The sequence below is a fragment of the Chelativorans multitrophicus genome (genome assembly GCF_011317445.1).
GTDB classification, from domain to species: domain Bacteria; phylum Pseudomonadota; class Alphaproteobacteria; order Rhizobiales; family Rhizobiaceae; genus Chelativorans; species Chelativorans multitrophicus.
The window spans coordinates 14,392-30,864 of record NZ_JAAAPL010000013.1 but is presented as its reverse complement, the minus strand read 5'-3'; the positions used below and the strand labels follow the sequence as shown (position 1 = coordinate 30,864).

The 16,473-nt window shown below is 59.1% G+C and carries 13 protein-coding genes; 5 read left to right on the top strand and 8 right to left on the bottom strand.

Translation table 11 applies throughout. The annotated features are described in order from the left end of the window. Positions 1–249: 249 nt before the first annotated feature. From GNP00_RS22955 to rfbD, 5 genes are read left to right on the top strand one after another with little or no spacing between them, the layout of a single operon-like run. The gene (locus GNP00_RS22955) at positions 250–1,188 is read left to right on the top strand and encodes a glycosyltransferase family 2 protein (RefSeq protein ID WP_166016371.1); all 939 of its coding nucleotides are present in this window, start codon (positions 250–252) and stop codon (positions 1,186–1,188) included. A gap of 29 nt (positions 1,189–1,217) precedes the next feature. Then, on the top strand, positions 1,218–2,099 hold the full coding sequence (gene rfbA / locus GNP00_RS22950) for a glucose-1-phosphate thymidylyltransferase RfbA (protein ID WP_166016369.1): 882 nt from the start codon (positions 1,218–1,220) through the stop codon (positions 2,097–2,099). Then, positions 2,092–2,652, top strand: coding sequence for a dTDP-4-dehydrorhamnose 3,5-epimerase (gene rfbC / locus GNP00_RS22945; protein WP_166016366.1), 561 nt, complete (start codon positions 2,092–2,094; stop codon positions 2,650–2,652). The genes rfbA and rfbC overlap by 8 nt, the downstream gene beginning before the upstream one ends. Before the next feature lie 44 nt (positions 2,653–2,696). Further along, complete coding sequence (gene rfbB, locus GNP00_RS22940; protein ID WP_166016364.1) at positions 2,697–3,767, top strand: dTDP-glucose 4,6-dehydratase; 1,071 nt, start codon at positions 2,697–2,699, stop codon at positions 3,765–3,767. Beyond that, positions 3,764–4,660: a dTDP-4-dehydrorhamnose reductase gene (rfbD, locus tag GNP00_RS22935; RefSeq protein WP_166016362.1), complete on the top strand. Its 897-nt coding sequence runs from the start codon at positions 3,764–3,766 to the stop codon at positions 4,658–4,660. Before rfbB ends, rfbD begins: the two co-directional genes overlap by 4 nt. A gap of 115 nt (positions 4,661–4,775) precedes the next feature. Here rfbD and GNP00_RS22930 read toward each other — a convergent pair whose 3' ends face one another. The 8 genes from GNP00_RS22930 to GNP00_RS22895 all read right to left on the bottom strand — a co-directional run bounded on the left by GNP00_RS22930 (position 4,776) and on the right by GNP00_RS22895 (position 16,004). Further along, entirely contained in the window at positions 4,776–6,149 is a 1,374-nt protein-coding gene (locus GNP00_RS22930) for a glycosyltransferase (protein ID WP_166016360.1), read from the bottom strand. Positions 6,150–6,169: 20 nt separating this feature from the next. Continuing rightward, the gene (locus tag GNP00_RS22925; RefSeq protein ID WP_166016358.1) at positions 6,170–9,049 is read right to left on the bottom strand and encodes an FkbM family methyltransferase; all 2,880 of its coding nucleotides are present in this window, start codon (positions 9,047–9,049) and stop codon (positions 6,170–6,172) included. A 19-nt stretch (positions 9,050–9,068) separates the two neighbouring features. Next, positions 9,069–10,229: a glycosyl transferase gene (locus GNP00_RS22920; RefSeq protein ID WP_166016356.1), complete on the bottom strand. Its 1,161-nt coding sequence runs from the start codon at positions 10,227–10,229 to the stop codon at positions 9,069–9,071. Positions 10,230–10,272: 43 nt separating this feature from the next. After that, a complete protein-coding gene (locus GNP00_RS22915; protein ID WP_166016354.1) occupies positions 10,273–11,361 on the bottom strand; it encodes a class I SAM-dependent methyltransferase in 1,089 nt (362 codons plus the stop codon). 179 nt (positions 11,362–11,540) lie between these two features. Then, complete coding sequence (locus tag GNP00_RS22910) at positions 11,541–13,436, bottom strand: glycosyltransferase family protein (protein ID WP_166016352.1); 1,896 nt, start codon at positions 13,434–13,436, stop codon at positions 11,541–11,543. A gap of 250 nt (positions 13,437–13,686) precedes the next feature. Further along, positions 13,687–14,874, bottom strand: a complete 1,188-nt coding sequence (locus GNP00_RS22905) for an ABC transporter ATP-binding protein (RefSeq protein WP_166016351.1) — start codon at positions 14,872–14,874, stop codon at positions 13,687–13,689. Between the two features lie 11 nt (positions 14,875–14,885). Next, complete coding sequence (locus GNP00_RS22900; RefSeq protein WP_166016349.1) at positions 14,886–15,692, bottom strand: ABC transporter permease; 807 nt, start codon at positions 15,690–15,692, stop codon at positions 14,886–14,888. A gap of 102 nt (positions 15,693–15,794) precedes the next feature. Further along, positions 15,795–16,004, bottom strand: a complete 210-nt coding sequence (locus GNP00_RS22895) for a hypothetical protein (protein ID WP_166016347.1) — start codon at positions 16,002–16,004, stop codon at positions 15,795–15,797. Positions 16,005–16,473 lie beyond the last annotated feature (469 nt).

Sequence of the window (16,473 nt, the reverse complement as noted above, 5' to 3'; positions counted from 1 at the left end):
TCCCGGCCGAATGTTGCGCGCCGCATGACGTTCACCATCCGTTCGGCCTTAGCGTACGATTTGGCACTGCTCTTGTTCCGACCCCTATTGCGCGGCAAGACCTTGTTCGCTAAGAGGCACCTAGCTTTCATGATGTGCACAGACAATGGATAGGCCTGCGCGGTGGCTGTTCAATCCCAAGGTTCGTCCGAGTCCGCTGCGACTTGCCAGTGCCCGCGGTCGCGCTGTTGTCGCTGAATCAGTTCAGACATGAACGCAATAAAAGCGGACCTCTCTGTCAATATCCTTATGGCCACATACAATGGCGAGTTGTATCTGGATGAACAGATCGCGACAATATACAATCAGGATATAAGTAATTTAAACCTCATCGTTTCGGATGATGGCTCCTCCGACAAGACAAGTTTAATTCTTGATAAATGGAAGGCCAAATGGAACAAAGGAAAGTTTATCACCTTGAGCGGCCCCGGGCGGGGCTACTCGGAGAATTTCCGGTCCCTGCTTTCCCAGTCCGACATCGACGCCGACTATACGGCATTTTGCGATCAGGACGACGTCTGGCATGAAGGAAAATTACGCGTAGCCATAAAAGCGATCGAAAGCTGCGAAGGGGAGCGCCCCGGCCTCTATTGCTCCAGGACGCGGCTCATCGATGAGGCTGGCGCGCCTGTCGGGTTCTCTCCCAAGTTTCGCCGTCCGCCCTCGTTCAAGAACGCCATCGTGCAGAGCATCGGCGGCGGAAACACGATGGTCCTCAACAAGGCGGCCTTCGAGCTCGCGGCGGAGAGCGCCCGCCGCACCGGCTTCGTCAGCCATGACTGGTGGTGCTATATGCTCGTCGCGGGCGCGGGTGGAATGGTCATCTACGACCCTACGCCCCACATCGGCTACAGGCAACATGCGGCCAATCTCATCGGCAAGAACACCGGGGTGTTGGCGAGAGTAAAGCGGATCAAGCGGCTGCTTGAAGGGCAGCTTGGAAAATGGAATGATCAAAATATGGCCGCGCTTCAGGCGTGTGATGATCTTCTCACCGATGAGGCAAGGCGCGTCATCATGGAGTACTCCAATATCCGCTCCAGGAACCTGAAAGAGCGCATCGCATCACTGCGCCGCTCTGGATTATACCGGCAATCAAAGCTAGGAACGGTAGCGCTTTTTGTCTCTGTAATTCTTGGCAAGCTATAACGCTACAGCGTCTTCAAAAGGAGATTTCTTTGAAGGGAATTATTCTTGCCGGAGGCAGCGGCACGCGGCTTTATCCGGTCACCGTTCCGATTTCGAAGCAGCTGCTGCCCATCTACGACAAGCCGATGATCTACTATCCGCTGGGCGTGCTGATGATTTCGGGCATAACCGATATCCTGATCATCACCACCCCCCGCGACATGCCCGCCTTCCAGGCGCTCTTGGGTGACGGCAGCCAGTTCGGCATCTCGCTTTCCTATGCGGAGCAGCCGCAGCCCAACGGGCTTGCCGAGGCGTTCATCATCGGCCGCGACTTCGTCGGCACCGACTCGGTCGCGTTGATCCTCGGCGATAACATCTTTTACGGCGCAGGCCTGTCCCAACTCTGCCGCCAGGCGGGTGCGAGGGAGAAAGGCGCCACCGTGTTCGCCTATCGCGTCGACGACCCGAGCCGCTATGGGGTGGTCGCGTTCAACGGCGAGACCGGCGTCGTGCAATCCATCGAGGAAAAGCCGGCAGAGCCCAAATCGAACTGGGCAGTGACTGGGCTCTACTTCTACGACAATGACGTGCTGGACATCGCCCGGAACATCAAGCCCTCCGCGCGCGGGGAGCTCGAGATCACCGACGTCAACAACGTCTATCTCGCCAGAGGCGCGCTGCATATGGCGCGGCTTGGCCGCGGATACGCCTGGCTCGACACGGGAACGCACGACAGCCTGCATGAGGCGTCCTCCTTCGTGCGCACGATCGAGCATCGCCAAGGCGTCAAGGTGATGTGCCCCGAAGAGATCGGCTTCGAACTCGGTTATCTGAGCGCCGATCAGGTGCTTGCCACGGCAGACAGGCTCGGCACGACGGAATATGCGGCCTACCTTCGCCGCAGGGTCCGGGAAGCGGCCAATGGTTGAAGTTCGCCGCCTGGCGCTCGACGGCGTGCTTGAAATCCGCCCGCCGAAGTTCGGCGATGCGCGGGGCTTCTTTTCCGAGACCTACAACCGTCAGCGATGGGCGGCCGCCGGCGTGGATCTCGATTTCGTCCAGGACAACCACTCCTTTTCCGCAGCAAAAGGCACGCTGAGGGGGCTGCACTATCAGCTGCCGCCCCGGGCGCAGGACAAGCTGGTCCGGATCGTCAAAGGCCGCATCTTCGATGTCGCCGTCGATATCCGCAAGGGTTCTCCCACTTTCGCATGCTGGACGGGAATCGAGATCTCGGCCGAGGCGTGGAACCAGCTTCTGGTTCCGGCCGGCTTCGCGCACGGCTTTGTCACACTCGAACCTGACACCGAGGTCATATACAAGGTGACGGATACCTACTCGCCGGAGCACGACCGATCCATCCGGTTCGACGACCCCCGGATCGGCATCGAATGGCCGGTAGAGGCAGGTCGTGTCCTGCTTTCGGCAAAGGACGAAGCCGCGCCGCTTCTGGCGGATGCGGACGTCTTTGAGTTCAACTGACCTGAGTTCAGCCAACCTGAGCTCAACTGACCTGGAAACTGCACATGCGCATTCTTGTCACCGGCGGCGCGGGCTTCATCGGATCGGCCGTGTGCCGTCATCTCGTGGCGGGCCAGGCCGATCGCGTCGTCAACGTCGACAAGCTCACCTATGCCGGCGACCTGCGATCGCTGTCGTCGGTGGAGGATGACCCGCGCTACGCGTTCAGGAAGGCCGACATCCGCGACAGCGACGCGATGCTGGAGATCATGCGGGCCGAGCGGATCGACGCGGTGATGCACCTTGCCGCCGAAAGTCATGTCGACCGCTCGATCGACGGCCCCGAGGCGTTCGTGGAGACCAATGTCGTCGGCACCTACAGGCTGCTGAACGCCACCCTTACCTACTGGCGCGAGCTGGCGTCGGCGGGCCAGGAGCGGTTCCGCTTCCATCATATCTCGACGGACGAGGTGTTCGGGGACCTGCCCTTCGACAGCGGCGTCTTCACCGAGGAGACCGCCTACGCACCCTCGTCGCCCTATTCGGCCTCGAAGGCCGCATCGGATCATTTCGTGCGCGCCTGGCACGAGACCTACGGCCTGCCGGTGGTGCTGTCCAACTGCTCCAACAATTACGGCCCATACCACTTCCCGGAGAAGCTCATTCCGCTGGTCATCCTCAACGCCCTCGATGAAAGGCCGTTGCCAGTCTATGGAGCGGGCGCGAATGTGCGCGACTGGCTCCATGTCGAGGATCATGCGCGCGCACTGGAACTGGTGCTGACGAAGGGCGCGGTCGGCGAAAGCTACAATGTCGGCGGGCGGGCCGAACGCAGCAATCTGGCGGTGGTGGAAAGCATCTGCGACATCCTCGACGAGAAGCGGCACCGTGCCGGCGGCGCGAGATACCGCGAGCTGATCACCTTCGTCACCGACAGGCCGGGACATGATCGGCGCTATGCCATCGATCCGTCCAAGATCGAGCAGGACTTGGGCTGGTCCGCGCGCGAGACCTTCGAGAGCGGGCTTGCCGGGACCATCGACTGGTACCTCGCCAACGAATGGTGGTGGGGGCCGATCCGCCGTGAACGCTATGGCGGGCAACGTCTCGGCGAAACGCGGAAAGGCGCGGCGTGAGACTGGTTGTCACCGGCCGCGAAGGACAGGTCGCCAGAAGCCTGATCGAACGATCGCGCGAACGCGCCAACGTCGAGGTTGTGACCGTCGGCCGGCCGGATCTCTTCCTGGAAGAGCCTGCGACAGTGTTGCCGGCGCTTCAGGCCGCCGCCCCGGATATGGTCGTATCCGCTGCCGCCTACACCGCCGTCGACCAGGCGGAGGACGAGCCGGACCTCGCCTTCGCGATAAACGCCGCCGGGGCCGGCCACGTCGCCACGGCCGCGGCCGCGCTTGGCGTTCCGGTGATCCACCTGTCGACCGACTACGTCTTCGGCGGCGCGGAAGAAGGCCCGCACGACGAAACCGGAGCGACCGCCCCGCGCGGTGTCTATGCCGCCTCCAAGCTCGCCGGCGAGGAAGCGGTAGCGCGCGCGAACCCGCGCCATGTCATCTTGCGCACGGCCTGGGTCTATAGCCCGTTCGGCAGGAACTTCGTCAGGACGATGCTGAAGCTAGCCAACGAGCGCGACACGCTCGCGGTCGTAAGCGACCAGTGGGGCAACCCGACCAGCGCGCTCGATATCGCCGACGCGATCCTGACCGCCGCGAGCGCGATGCATGAAGGAGAAGGACGCGACGTCCATGGACTCTATCATTTCGCCGGAACGGGTGAGACCAACTGGAGCGGCTTCGCGCGCCATATTCTTGCGACCAGCAGGAAGTACGGCGGTCCTTACGCGGAGGTGAGCGACATACCCACCACCGCCTATCCGACGAAGGCAAAACGGCCGCGCGATTCCCGCCTGTCCAGCGCCCGGTTTGCCGGCACTTTCGGCTGGACGGCGCCTCATTGGCAGAAATCGAGCGAGGTGGTGGTGGCGCGCCTGCTGAATTCAGAGCCGCCGCTTTAGCCCGGAAATGAATTCTTCAGGCAGGGAGCTGGTCTTCCCCCTGAAAAGTGGTCCTCTGTTAAGTAGGCTATTGGGCCTTTGAAGAGGATCACTTTTCAGGGAGCACACCAATGCGTCAGTCCTCAAGACCGGCAGCGCTGTTTGCTCTCGCAAAGAGAACTTCGACATTGTTCGTATCCAGACCGGCTTCCCTGTACCGCCTGTGGGCTTCCTTCAGAGCCTGAATGGGTGACTTTCCCAGAAACATGGAGCGTGCATTCTCGATAAAAAGGGACTTGTCCGGAAATCTGACCTCAAGGCATTTGGTATATATTTGCAATTGCCTGTACCACTCCCAGTAGACATGGGAGAGGCTTTCACGTTTTGCGTAGGCCTTCGATGCTGCCGTTTTACTCAGGAACCCGCCGAGAACGAGGGAACTGTCTTCAAGCATCCCCTTCAGAGGACCGGCATGCTTCGACTGGATGTGGCCGGTGACGTTATGGCCATGCTGGATATAATCATAGAGAGGCTGGTCCAGGAACTCGATCCCTCCTTTTGCCAGCGCGCAGCAGGCGAGCCAGTGATCATGGAATGCGCCGCCGAGATTGGGAGGGAATGGTAAAGCCTGATCGAGAAGAGTTCGCCGGAATATCGCGCCAGCGCCGGTAACGGTGTTCAGCGTGAGAAGGGCATCCAGGGGGCCACAATAAGGACGACGGGCCGTCCAATAGGTCTTGGACAGGGTTTCCCCTTCGTGGGTCTTGATCGCGGCATCGCAGAAGACAAGGTCGGTTTCCGGCCCAAACCGGGCGATCGAATCCGCGATCTTGTTCGGGTACCAGAAATCGTCCTGATCGGCGAGAGACACATAGTATGCCTCAGGAGGGACAAGAGACAATGCGCGCTCAAAATTATGGTAGAATCCAAGATTCCGCTCGTTCCGAAAGACGGTGATACGTGTTTCGTTTTCGAAGCGGGATTTAATAAAGCCGACCGTATCCGTAGTTGAAGCATCGTCACAAATGATCAGCATGATCTTGGGATAGGACTGATCGAGAATTGAATGGATCTGGCGGGCTAGACGATCCTCATCTGGTTCATAAGTCGTCATGCAGACTACAACGAGTCCGTCGTCATAAAATGTTCCATGTCGATTGTTGTTGGGAAACCTTGGCCAGGCTGAAGGGATCAGGAGCGACCGCCCGAGCCGGACAGTTTCTCCCGAACAGGAAAGATGAAGCTCGACCGTGGTCGAAGCCAGAGGCTCGTCAAGAGGCACAAGACCGGAGTGTATCCGCGCAGCTTCTCCGGCGAGCGTCAACGGTACCGGAGCTCGGTGACGGTGAAGCGGTATGGACTTGCCGCCTGCAGATACGCTCGCCGACCCCTTGAGCCGTTCAGGCAACCGGATACGCAGGTCAATGACGCTGCCTCGACCGACAGCCACCACATGTGGAATCTCCCGCTCGACATGGAAGGGCAGGGGGCGGATTGCTTCTTCTGGCATGTCTGCACCTTGGCTTGTACTCACTGATGATGACTCCTGCCGGAAGGTCGATCCCTCGCAGGATCGACATAGAGATAGGAGGTCTCATAGAAACGGATGGCCTCGGTATCTGCTGGCGTTGGAGTTTGCGATCGCCGCGGGGGCTTTCCTGACAGGAAGTCACGTCTGAGAGTCATGAAGAACGCGCAGCAGTCCTCGGCGGGCATGTCCCACGGCAATGTCCAGCTCCAATCGCGTCCGGCAAGCCGTTCAGGAAAGGCGCCCAGATCCGAAGCGACAACGGGGAGCCCAAGGTGGAGACAATGACTGAGCGTATAGGAGTAGGTTTCTGGACATTGGGCAGGCAGCCACGCCAGATGGGGTTTCATCGACATCAACAGGTCATCCAGCTGCCCTTCTTCGTAACGTCCCTTCAGGTCGATTGAGGAATAGGGCGAGAGGCGATAGTGAGGTCCAAGACCGCCAAGAACCTTGAATTCGATCGGCAGCCCGGCATGACGTGAGATGATCTCGCATGCTTCCACCAGGTCGGCTCCCTTGTGCATGGCAAAAACGCCTGGAACGGCAATCCGCAATGCTTCGTCGGCGGCCAGAGGCTCCGGTTTGACGACGGTATCCATTGTCGCGGTTTCCGGATGACTGGCGACAATGAGCCGCTCCTGGGGAACGAAAGATACAATCCGCTGCTGGATGTCACGGCTCGGTACGATTATCCGCTGGGCCTGCTCGAAAACCCATCGAAGCGATTCCCGCCAGGCTGTTTCCGTTGGAAGCGACGCGTCCGGATCGTTGAGGCCGACCAGGCCGCAGATCTGACCGAGCTCCTTTCCGTAACGCATATCGACTCCCGCCAGATGCGGATCGGAAGACAGGAGATAGTAATCATGCAAGGTTACATCGAATGGCAGGCCTAGGGCCTCGACCAAGGGCCGCAGCCAGTCCAGCGTTCCCATGACGTGATGGATGTGAAGGCGGGACAGGTTTAGCTCGCGAACCAGGCTGACCAGTTCCTCGCTTCCTGTGTTCACATCGATCTGTATGTCAGGAATTCGTGTGGCGCTCCTGCCGAGGCATGAGAGCTGTAATGCATTGTTCCACTCGGGCGAGGGAATGAGATAAAAGAACTCGGCCTGGTCGCGGTATAGGGTTGCTAGATCGCGTATATGGCGCTCCGTGCCGCCCCCATGAACGTGACTGATCATAAGGATGCGCGGACAGTCCTCCGAGGCCACGAGGCGGATTTCATTCAGAATCCCGGGGTGTCGGGAAGGGTCGAAGAAAGGATTGGGACGCCGCCCCTCTGCTTGTCCCGCACTCAGAAAATGCGCCAGGGGGTTCAGTCCCAGACGCGCCACATCCCGGTTTTCGGCGAGATAGAAGGACGTGTGAAACGTACGGTTTGGCCGCCGGCCTTCCCGCGCTCCGGCCCGCAGGAAATGAACCAGCGGTTCTTCACCGCTTTGTGCAACATCAGGATAGGTAGCGCGATAGAAATCGGGGGCGAACAGGGGGTTCGGCTTCAATCCTCTCGCTGACCCGTGAGAGAGATAATGTCCTATCGGATCCCTGACTGGTTCATCCGTCTGGGTCGCGTAATAGGCTCGGTCAAACAGGCCGCTTGTCTCGATCAGCCTGTGCAAGCGTCTGGTTCTGGTCGCTCGACGGAAAGCCTTCCTTCCCAAGACAAACAAGGCTCTGATCGACAGCCACACAGGACGAAGAGGGCCACGCCTGAAACGGGAGATCTGCCTCTCGAGCAGGGCGCCGTATCGCATGGCCAGCGACGCTTCGAGTTCTCTGCGCTGGGCATGCGCCATGTCGAGGGAAACCTCGAGGCGCTCATACTCATACCGTAAATGCCCCGCTTCTTGCCGCCATTTATCGTGCATGGCTTGAAGATGCGAGGTTTCCTCGCGCAGCCCGCTCATCTCCTGTTGAAGGGCGGCCAGTCGACGGGCAAGTGACAGGGAGGTATCGGTCTCTGGATCTCCCCATCTAGGGGTTTCCATGAATTCCCGTGCAAGGTCATCCAAGGTTCGAACTTCGCGGCACGATGCGGGAACGCCTGAAGGAAAGGGATCGGTCTGCTGCGACGAAGCCGGCAGGAACAGAAGATTGCTTTCATGGGCAAAGCCCAGGAAGTTGTCTTCCGATCCGAGGAAATTGTCCGGGTTGAAGGCAGGGGCAGCATGATAAAAGGCTGCATAGCCATACTGGGCCATGTGCTTCATAAGGTCTGCCCCGGCTTCGACACTGTTCATTTCAGCGTAGACGATCGGAGCGTGGCGCTTCAGGGTTTCCCGGCTACCCTTGAGGACCTCAAGTTCCATGCCCTCGACGTCGATTTTGAGAAGCCGGCAGTCTTCGAGAGCCAGATCATCGATACAGGTGACGGGCACCCGCAACCCCGCTTCCTTGCCTTCCTTCCTTGTTTTCAGGCTTACGGCCCCGAAATTCCTCACATCGGTGTAGTCGAGCTTTGGGATCCACAATTCGCCAGGCCGCGCGCCTGCTCCCTGGCAGAATGTGGTCAGTTGGGAGAGGTTGTTCTGTTCGGCATTCCGCCGGAGCAGCGCATGAAGATGGGGTTGGGGTTCGAAGGCAACGACACGCCCTTTCCCTCCCACCATTTGCGCGAAGGCGATGCTGTGGCAGCCAACATTCGCCCCTATGTCCAGAACGGTGTCGCCCTCCCTGATGAAGGCTGCCAGAAGGGCGACTTCTCCCTCTGCCCATTCGCCATAGCGCAGCAGGCATTGGCCGATGGGATCATCGTTTTCCAGAAAGCTGACCAATCCGTGACGGGCCTGCTTCGTGACATAGGGCAGGGCGGAAAGGAAATCGCTTCCCGCTTCGGCTTCGGCTTCGGCTTCGGAGGGAATATCGGTCAAACTCGCCACGGACTGTCTCCCGCCGGCATCAGGCCCTCCACAAGGACAACCGCCTTTTTGCGGTGCGCAGAAAGGTCAGTAGCTTCCAGCCCCTGGAGCGGTAAATCATCTCCAGTTCCCTGCGCAGATGGTCTGCCGAAATGGTATTTTCGTAGAGAAGCTCGTCGCCTGACCGCCGCTCGAACCAGCCGCGATAACCCTTCTTGTCACCGGAATCGTCGAAGGGATCGGGGAAGGTCTCCTGAAGGTCCGGCCGCTCGCGGTACACGCGCCTCTGGCTCGTCGAGATGGTCTTCCCGCTGTCGAAGAAACCATACCGCCAAGGTCCAAGAGCGGGAACGGATGCTTCATGCTTGGCGCAGGCATCTATGTACCAGCGCCGCAATTCATAGAGGGCGGGAGCCTCATTTCCGTAGCGCTGCAGCATGGCGAGCTGATTGCCGCTGTCAAACCCGGAAAAATGATAAAATGTAAGAGGGTTGCCGTTGACTGTGAAGCCCCGGTCAAAGCTGCCTTCGACCGTCCGGTGAGTCAGGTTCCAGGTCGCGACATTGCAGCCCGCATCGCGGACGATCTCAATCTCGGGAAAATAGGCAACGGCGAGATCCACCCAGCGCTGATCCGTGAACAGTCCTTTGGGAATATCGTCCCGGCAATAATTGGTCAGACGATGACGCCACCACTCGGCAAAGCGCCTGCCGGCCGTATCATTTTTCACCCCCAGAAACCCGAGATTGTAGACGCCATGTTGCAGGGCAATGATTTCATTGTCCCTTATCGCCTGATCGCTTTCTTCGGGATCAAGAATATGTGGTGTCAGGAGTACGGAATATATCTCAAACCGTTCAATAAGCCTATCTATCCTATCAAGGAGGACCGTATCAGGATCAAAATAAAATACATTATCAAAAATGCCTCTTTCCAGAATATTTACAAGCATTTGTCCTTTGATTGCTGTACAATACTCAACAATGCTGTGCTTGAAAATCCAGGACCTGTCTGGGACAAGCGAGTCTGAAGAGACGACTTCGTCAAAAGGATGAGTGGAATCCCTTAGCCAGTCTGGAACGGGCTCCCCTACCAGCAGGCAGAAATGAATATCGGGATGGCGTGCCTTGACACTCTCGGCGAGGACGCTCGCCTTGGGCAGGTAATTGAGCGCAATGCTGGTGAATATGCAGGTTTTCATTCTCTCAAGCCTGGATACAGCGCTGAAGCAACCGGGCTGGCGATCAGGACGCTTCGGTCGGGATGTCGGGACGGCGGGCGACGATGATGTCCTGGTAGCTCAGGAATTCATCGCGGCCGCACCAGAGGCCATAGCGGATCGGTTCTTCTATCTGAAGTCTGGCCTCTCGGAAAAGCGCTGTGAGCAGTTCTTCTTCATATGCCAGGGCAGCCTCCGGGCGAGCGGGGTCTTCTGCGAGACAGTCTCCTGTGCGATGCCGGAATGTGAAGTGACGGCTTTTGCCATCCGCAATGAGTTGGCCGGCTTCCTTGTTCATCAGGAAGGCTGTTATCAGGCAGCGCCCTCCCGGCTTCAGGATTCTCCTCGTCTCTTTCAGGTAATGACGGACATCATCTGCGAGCAGGTGGGTGAACACCGAAGCGGCAAGAACGACGTCAATGCTCTCGTCCTCGCATGGAAACCGGTATTCCGAAGCAGGGGACGCCGCTTTCTGATTATAAAGGCCATTGTCGACATCCGCCGTTTCGAAGCGGAAATTGGGCCTGTGCGTCCCGATATGCGCCCGGCACCATTCGATGCCGGGACCGAATACGTCGAACCCGACATAGGATCCGTCTTCCCCGAGATATTTGGCCAGCGGTATCGCCATACGCCCGGTGCCGCATCCGATATCGAGGACGCTGCCTTTCGGCTGAAGGTTGCAGAGGCCAATGAGGTGCTTCGTGAATTCCTCGCCCACCAGAACGAACTCGTCGCCCGCATGATCTTGCAGAATGGCGGCGGGAGGATCGATGACGAGGATCTCTTTTTCGCCCCCCCGGAGAAGCTGATCGGTACCGGCAAAGGTGAGGCGAAGCCGGTTTCTGCCTTCGCGCAGATACAGGCGAGGATTGAAGTGAAAGCCGCAATAGCCGTCTCCCATATCCTGACCGAGGACATCGGAGCGGAAGGTGGAGGCAGAAATGGTCGCAACCGGAACGGCGTTGATGCTGATATCGATCCAGACCGGCCTTATGTGGCCGTTCTCGTCAATTTTCATCCCCCATCCGGAAAGGGCATCTTCCTTGATAAGGTCGACATAACCTTCATACCGGTGAGGCTTGGCGCGCCTTAGCTTGGTTATCCAGTTCAAATCAGGTCACCGTTTCGATGGAGGTCATGTTTCCGGGGGGTGGATCAGAGCACCAGTTCCCGCAGGAGACCGGGGATTGACCAGCCGGTGCAGGCAGGTCGGTCAGGGTTGATCGCCGCTCAATGGGCTAGAGCATGTCCGCTTTTGTTCGAAGCGCGGGATGTTCCGTCTCCGCAGGCTTATGGAATGCCCCCGTAATAGCTCCATTCAAGGTCAGGATAAAAGCCTGCTTCTTCGGCGAAAGGGGTATAGCAGGTTTCGGGCAGCACAAGAAGCCGGTCGTTGATCCCGGCGGGATTGTCGATCAGGCAGAGCGGCAGGAGATGACCGCGGCCGGCATTGCGCAAGCGTTCGGCGACAGCGCCTGTGTCGAAGGCTATAGGCATCAGCCCCAATGCGAAGACGGTAGAGAGCGTATAGGAATAGGTTTCCGGCACGATCGAGGCAAAAAGAACGGCAGAAGGCCGCTCCTGAAGGATCAGCGCGGACAGATCCTGAGGGTCGAATGCTCCCGTGACGCGGATTCCTGCCCGGTTCGCGGCATGATCATCGGCCGTGAAGCCGATGACGACGAACTCCAGCGGCAGCCTCCGGATTCGCGCGTCGGCCGCGCATCGAAGAACGACGTCGAATCCCTTGTGCCCAACAAGGGCGCCCAGAATGGCGATCCGCCTCGAACGACCCTCTGAGGCATGCTCATCCGGCGCCGTTGGGCGGCGGGATACGACAAGGGCGCGATCGCTCTCCAGGACAGGATGGGATCGGAATATCGGCCGGATTGCCGGGAAGTACCGGTTGATGCGGCTTTGCAGATACAGGGAGGGAACGTAGATGTTGCGGGCGCCTTCGAGAATGGTGGACCAGATGGACCGCCATTCGGCTATATCGACCTGGCCGAAGTCGGAGCCGTTTCTCGATATGCAGGCCCGGCAGCCGTCCGTATCAGGCTCGCCGCAATATCGTCCGTTCCCGTCAAGCAGCAAGATGCGGGGGCAGATGGCTGTGTGGTCATGCAGCGTCAGATCATATGGGAAGCCAGCTTCCCTCATGAACTGCATAATCAGCTCGATTCCCTTGGCGGAGAACCCCGCCAGGTGATGAATATGAGCGAAGCTGATTCCCAGCTCCCGCAGCGCCGCAGCGAGGATGCCGAAATCGGAAGGAAGCTGGAGACGGGATAGAACCGACATCTGCCTCGTGTCGAGGCTCGCCAGCCTGACGGCCGTCCCATCCTTGCCGACCGGCCTCAGGAAGAAGACGCTTGTCCCTTCCTTTTCCAGCCGGCGGGCCATGTCCGTCACATGAAGCTCGGTTCCGCCCCCCAGCCCGTGAGTGACGAACAGGACCGCCCTGTTACCGGCGGCCAGGCGAAGGCGGGCGAGGTCGAGCGAAAAGCATATCGACGGGAAGTTGTTCTGGGTCTCCATGGTCTGCCGGCGTTTCCATGTGGCCGCTGGAGAGGCGCATTTCCGGACGATCACCTGGGGGGCGAGCAGATGAACGCCACCGGAGACGGGCAGGCCGAGGAAAAGTGAAGCGGCCCGCCACTTGCCAAGGCTCTCAAACCATCCGCGCGTGACGTAGACGCAGGAATCCGGGGCATGCGGCAGATGGATCGGCCCTGCTTGTCTCGCGTCATCTGCCTCGGATGCCAGCCGATCAAGTACGGGCCAATCTATCTCAAGCTCTGGATCATCGGGACCGCTTTGTAGCGGATAACCCGTTGTTCCCGTTCCCGTCGTCAACGGCGAAACGGTAGCGATGCCGGGGTCCGACTGTCTGATGGTCGAACGCAGCCGGGAAGCCCATCCATTTGGCACAAGGCAGGTGTCGTTCAGGATGATGAGATCCCGCCCGGGTTGATCGGCGATCAGCTTCAGAAGACCCGGGAGGGTGCGGCGCCATGCGTCCGGATTTGCGGAGGCCAGTCGCTTCAGATCTCTTCGCAGGCGCTGTCTGACCGGCCACCGTGTCAGAACGCAGATCTGGAAATCTTCACCGTCCACATTCGCATCCATCAGGCGCTGAAGGACCGCCTGCGTGAACACTTGCCGTATACCCGCGCGCACGATCACCAGGGGGGATCCGGGGTTGCATCTCCAGCCCTCCGGAACCACGATATGATCCGGGCTCTCTGGCCCCTGCCTCGAACGGACCGGCTCTTGAATTTCCCCGCGGACGCTTCGGGGATCCAATGCCTCGGAGGACAGTGCCGGGAAGTTGGCCAGAAACCTGCGTATGGCGGCACGCATGTTCCGGCTCAGCGGTAATCTGCGGAACAGCGATTTGAGCAGGTTGTTCACCTGGGCGTATTGTCCTGCATGTTCAACCAAAGACCGCCCGGCGATGGGTGTTCCCCGGCCCGTCCAGGGTCTCCTCGCTCAGGAACAGCCCGTCAGGCGCCTGGGAGCCGGCGGGAACCTCATAACCGGGAGGCAGAATCAGATATTTGCCGGGCAAGGGCACAAAATCGACCGGAAGCGGGCTATCCCGGTCGAGCTTCCATCCTGCCGGCCTCTGGAAGTCCGGCAGGAAAGGCGCGACTGCGACGATCCGCATGAGTGCGGTATGTGTGTCCTTCTCTGCGACAGCCTTGGCGAATACCGGATCCTCGGCAAAGTCGGACAGCCTGATGCCATTTCCGAGATCGCGCGCCTCGAAGACCCCATAGGCCATGAAATGGAACCATGGCGTCTGGCCCACAAGCTCCGATGTCGCGACATCGGGATTGGCCTTCAGATAGAGTTTCGGATCGAAGAAAGGCGCTGGCCCAAAGAGGCTGTATTGATGCAGCACATCCCCCGCGTCGCCGTAGGCCACCACATGTCCCTGATTCATCAGAAGGCACTTGCTGCAGACTTCCCTGATGAGAGCGTCGCTATGGGATGCGAGAACCAGAATGCTCGACTGGTTCACGAACTGGCGTAGCCTGGCGGTCGCCTTCTTGAGAAAATGACTGTCGCCCACGCCGATCCACTCGTCCATGAGGATGATCTCGGGCTGGACGGAGGTGCAGACGGCGAATGCCAGACGCAGAAGCATGCCGCTCGAATATGTCCGCACCGGCATTCCCAGATATTCGCCGAGCTCCGTGAACTCTGCGATGTCATCGAGTTTCTGTCTGATCTCCTGCCGGCTCATGCCAAGCAGGAGACCCTTCAGGTAGATGTTTTCGTATCCGGTAGCCTCCATGTCGAGGCCGAGACCTATATCGAACAGCGGCGCTACCCGTCCTGATCTGCGCAGCGTACCCGATGAGGGCTTGTAAACACCCGCCAGCGTGCGAAGGAGCGTCGTTTTTCCCGCGCCGTTCAGGCCGATAAGTCCGACGCGATCGCCTTCACGGATGGCCAGATCGATATTGTGCAGAGCCTTGACCGAAACCTGACCGCTTGAATGATGCCGGATACGGCTCATGCCCGCCACGGCCTGGAAGGTTTGTCGCAACAACCGCCTGTCGGAATTGTAGATAGGGAACTCGACGGAGACGTTTTCTAGCGTGATGCTGACCATTGTGTGTTCTCTTAGAGCCAGTAAGCCAGGCGCCTGCCGTAGCGGGAAAGCACTGCCAGGGCCGCCGCCCATCCGAGAAGCGTTATTCCCAGAACGACGCCCCATGAGATCAGCCCTACGCTGCCTCCGAGCAAGGGCGCTCGCACGAGCTCGATGAAATGATAGAATGGATTGGCGTTCAGGATGAAGGTCCGTCCCTGGAGAAGCTCCGGCTTCCAGATGATCGGGGTCAGGAAGAACGCCAGCTGCAGGATGCTTCCGACAATCGGCGCGATGTCCCGGAACCTGGCCCCGGCAAAGCCCAGGACGATCATCATCCAAAGGCTGTTCAGGGCCAGCAGGGCAAGGCCCGGTATGACGGCCAGGGTTTGCAGGCCTATATCGACCGAGAAGATGACGGCCACGACCACCAGGACGATCAGGTTGTGGGCCAGGATGATCAGGTTTCGCCATACGGCCCGGAATGCGTGCAGGCTGAGCGGCATATCCAGTTGCTTGATTATGCCCTCGGCGGAGATGAAGACGGAGCATCCCTCATTCAGCGTCGTGCTGATATAGGTCCAGAAGATGAAGCCGACCGCGATGAAGGGCAGGAACGCCCCTACTTCGATCTTGAAGAGGTTGGCATAAAGTAGCCCCAGCGCCGTCACCAGCACACCCATGCTGGCCGTGATCCAGAAGGGGCCCAGGATCGAGCGCCGGTAGCGCTGCAGGATATCCTGCCAGCCAAGAAGTCCCCATAGCTGCCAGCGGGAAACCGCATCCCGCAAATCCTGCAGGGCGACGTTGCGATGATGGACGGCCGTCAGGATTGTCATGGCTTTCTACGCGTTTCTGAACCGCGTCGCAGGAGTTGCAGCCCGGCAGCAATAAATCTCAACGAGAGGCTGCGCAAGCGCATTCGCCTGCCGCGGGGACGACTAGGTCGGGGATGTGAGCATCCGGGCGAGATGCGCTGCCTCTTCAGCCGTAAGGGGGAGGCGCATTGTTATATCGTCGGTCTTGTCGCCAGGCTGGTAGGTAAAGTCTACGGCGAGCCCGTTTTCTGTTCCGACCACGTTCAGTCTGACCGCCTTCGGCATTTCAACGAACCGCGGAGCGATAGGCGGGGAGGAATTGGCTTCGCTCATCATTGCCTCTTGATGGAATGGTTCCCGGATTGTCCGCCACTGTCTGCGCCCCTCTTTAGGGCAGCAATATGGCTTCGCCTGCCTCTATAAGGCAGGCCCCGCTATAAACAATCCGCCTCCTTCAAGAAAGGGACATGTCAGCCCCGCCGGATCATTCCTTTCAGGATGTCAACCAAGTTGCTCGGACCGAGATCCTGACGGAGGATGTTGATCCTTTCAGTTCTCGGCTCCTGCTGCCTGACCTGCATCGGGGCTTCGGTGTTGCCCGCGGCCTTTGTCGCACGCGGGCCGGGGGCGCAAACGGGCTCCCTGCGTCCAAAGGGTTTCGGTTTCATATCATGCCTTGTCTTCGTCCCGATGCTGGTAAAACCAGGGCCGGCGCATTAACGATGGTCAACTCACCGATAATGATATCGGCACAATATTTTAACATGCCTTAAAAGGACGTTCCCACCTGTTCCTGGAAGGA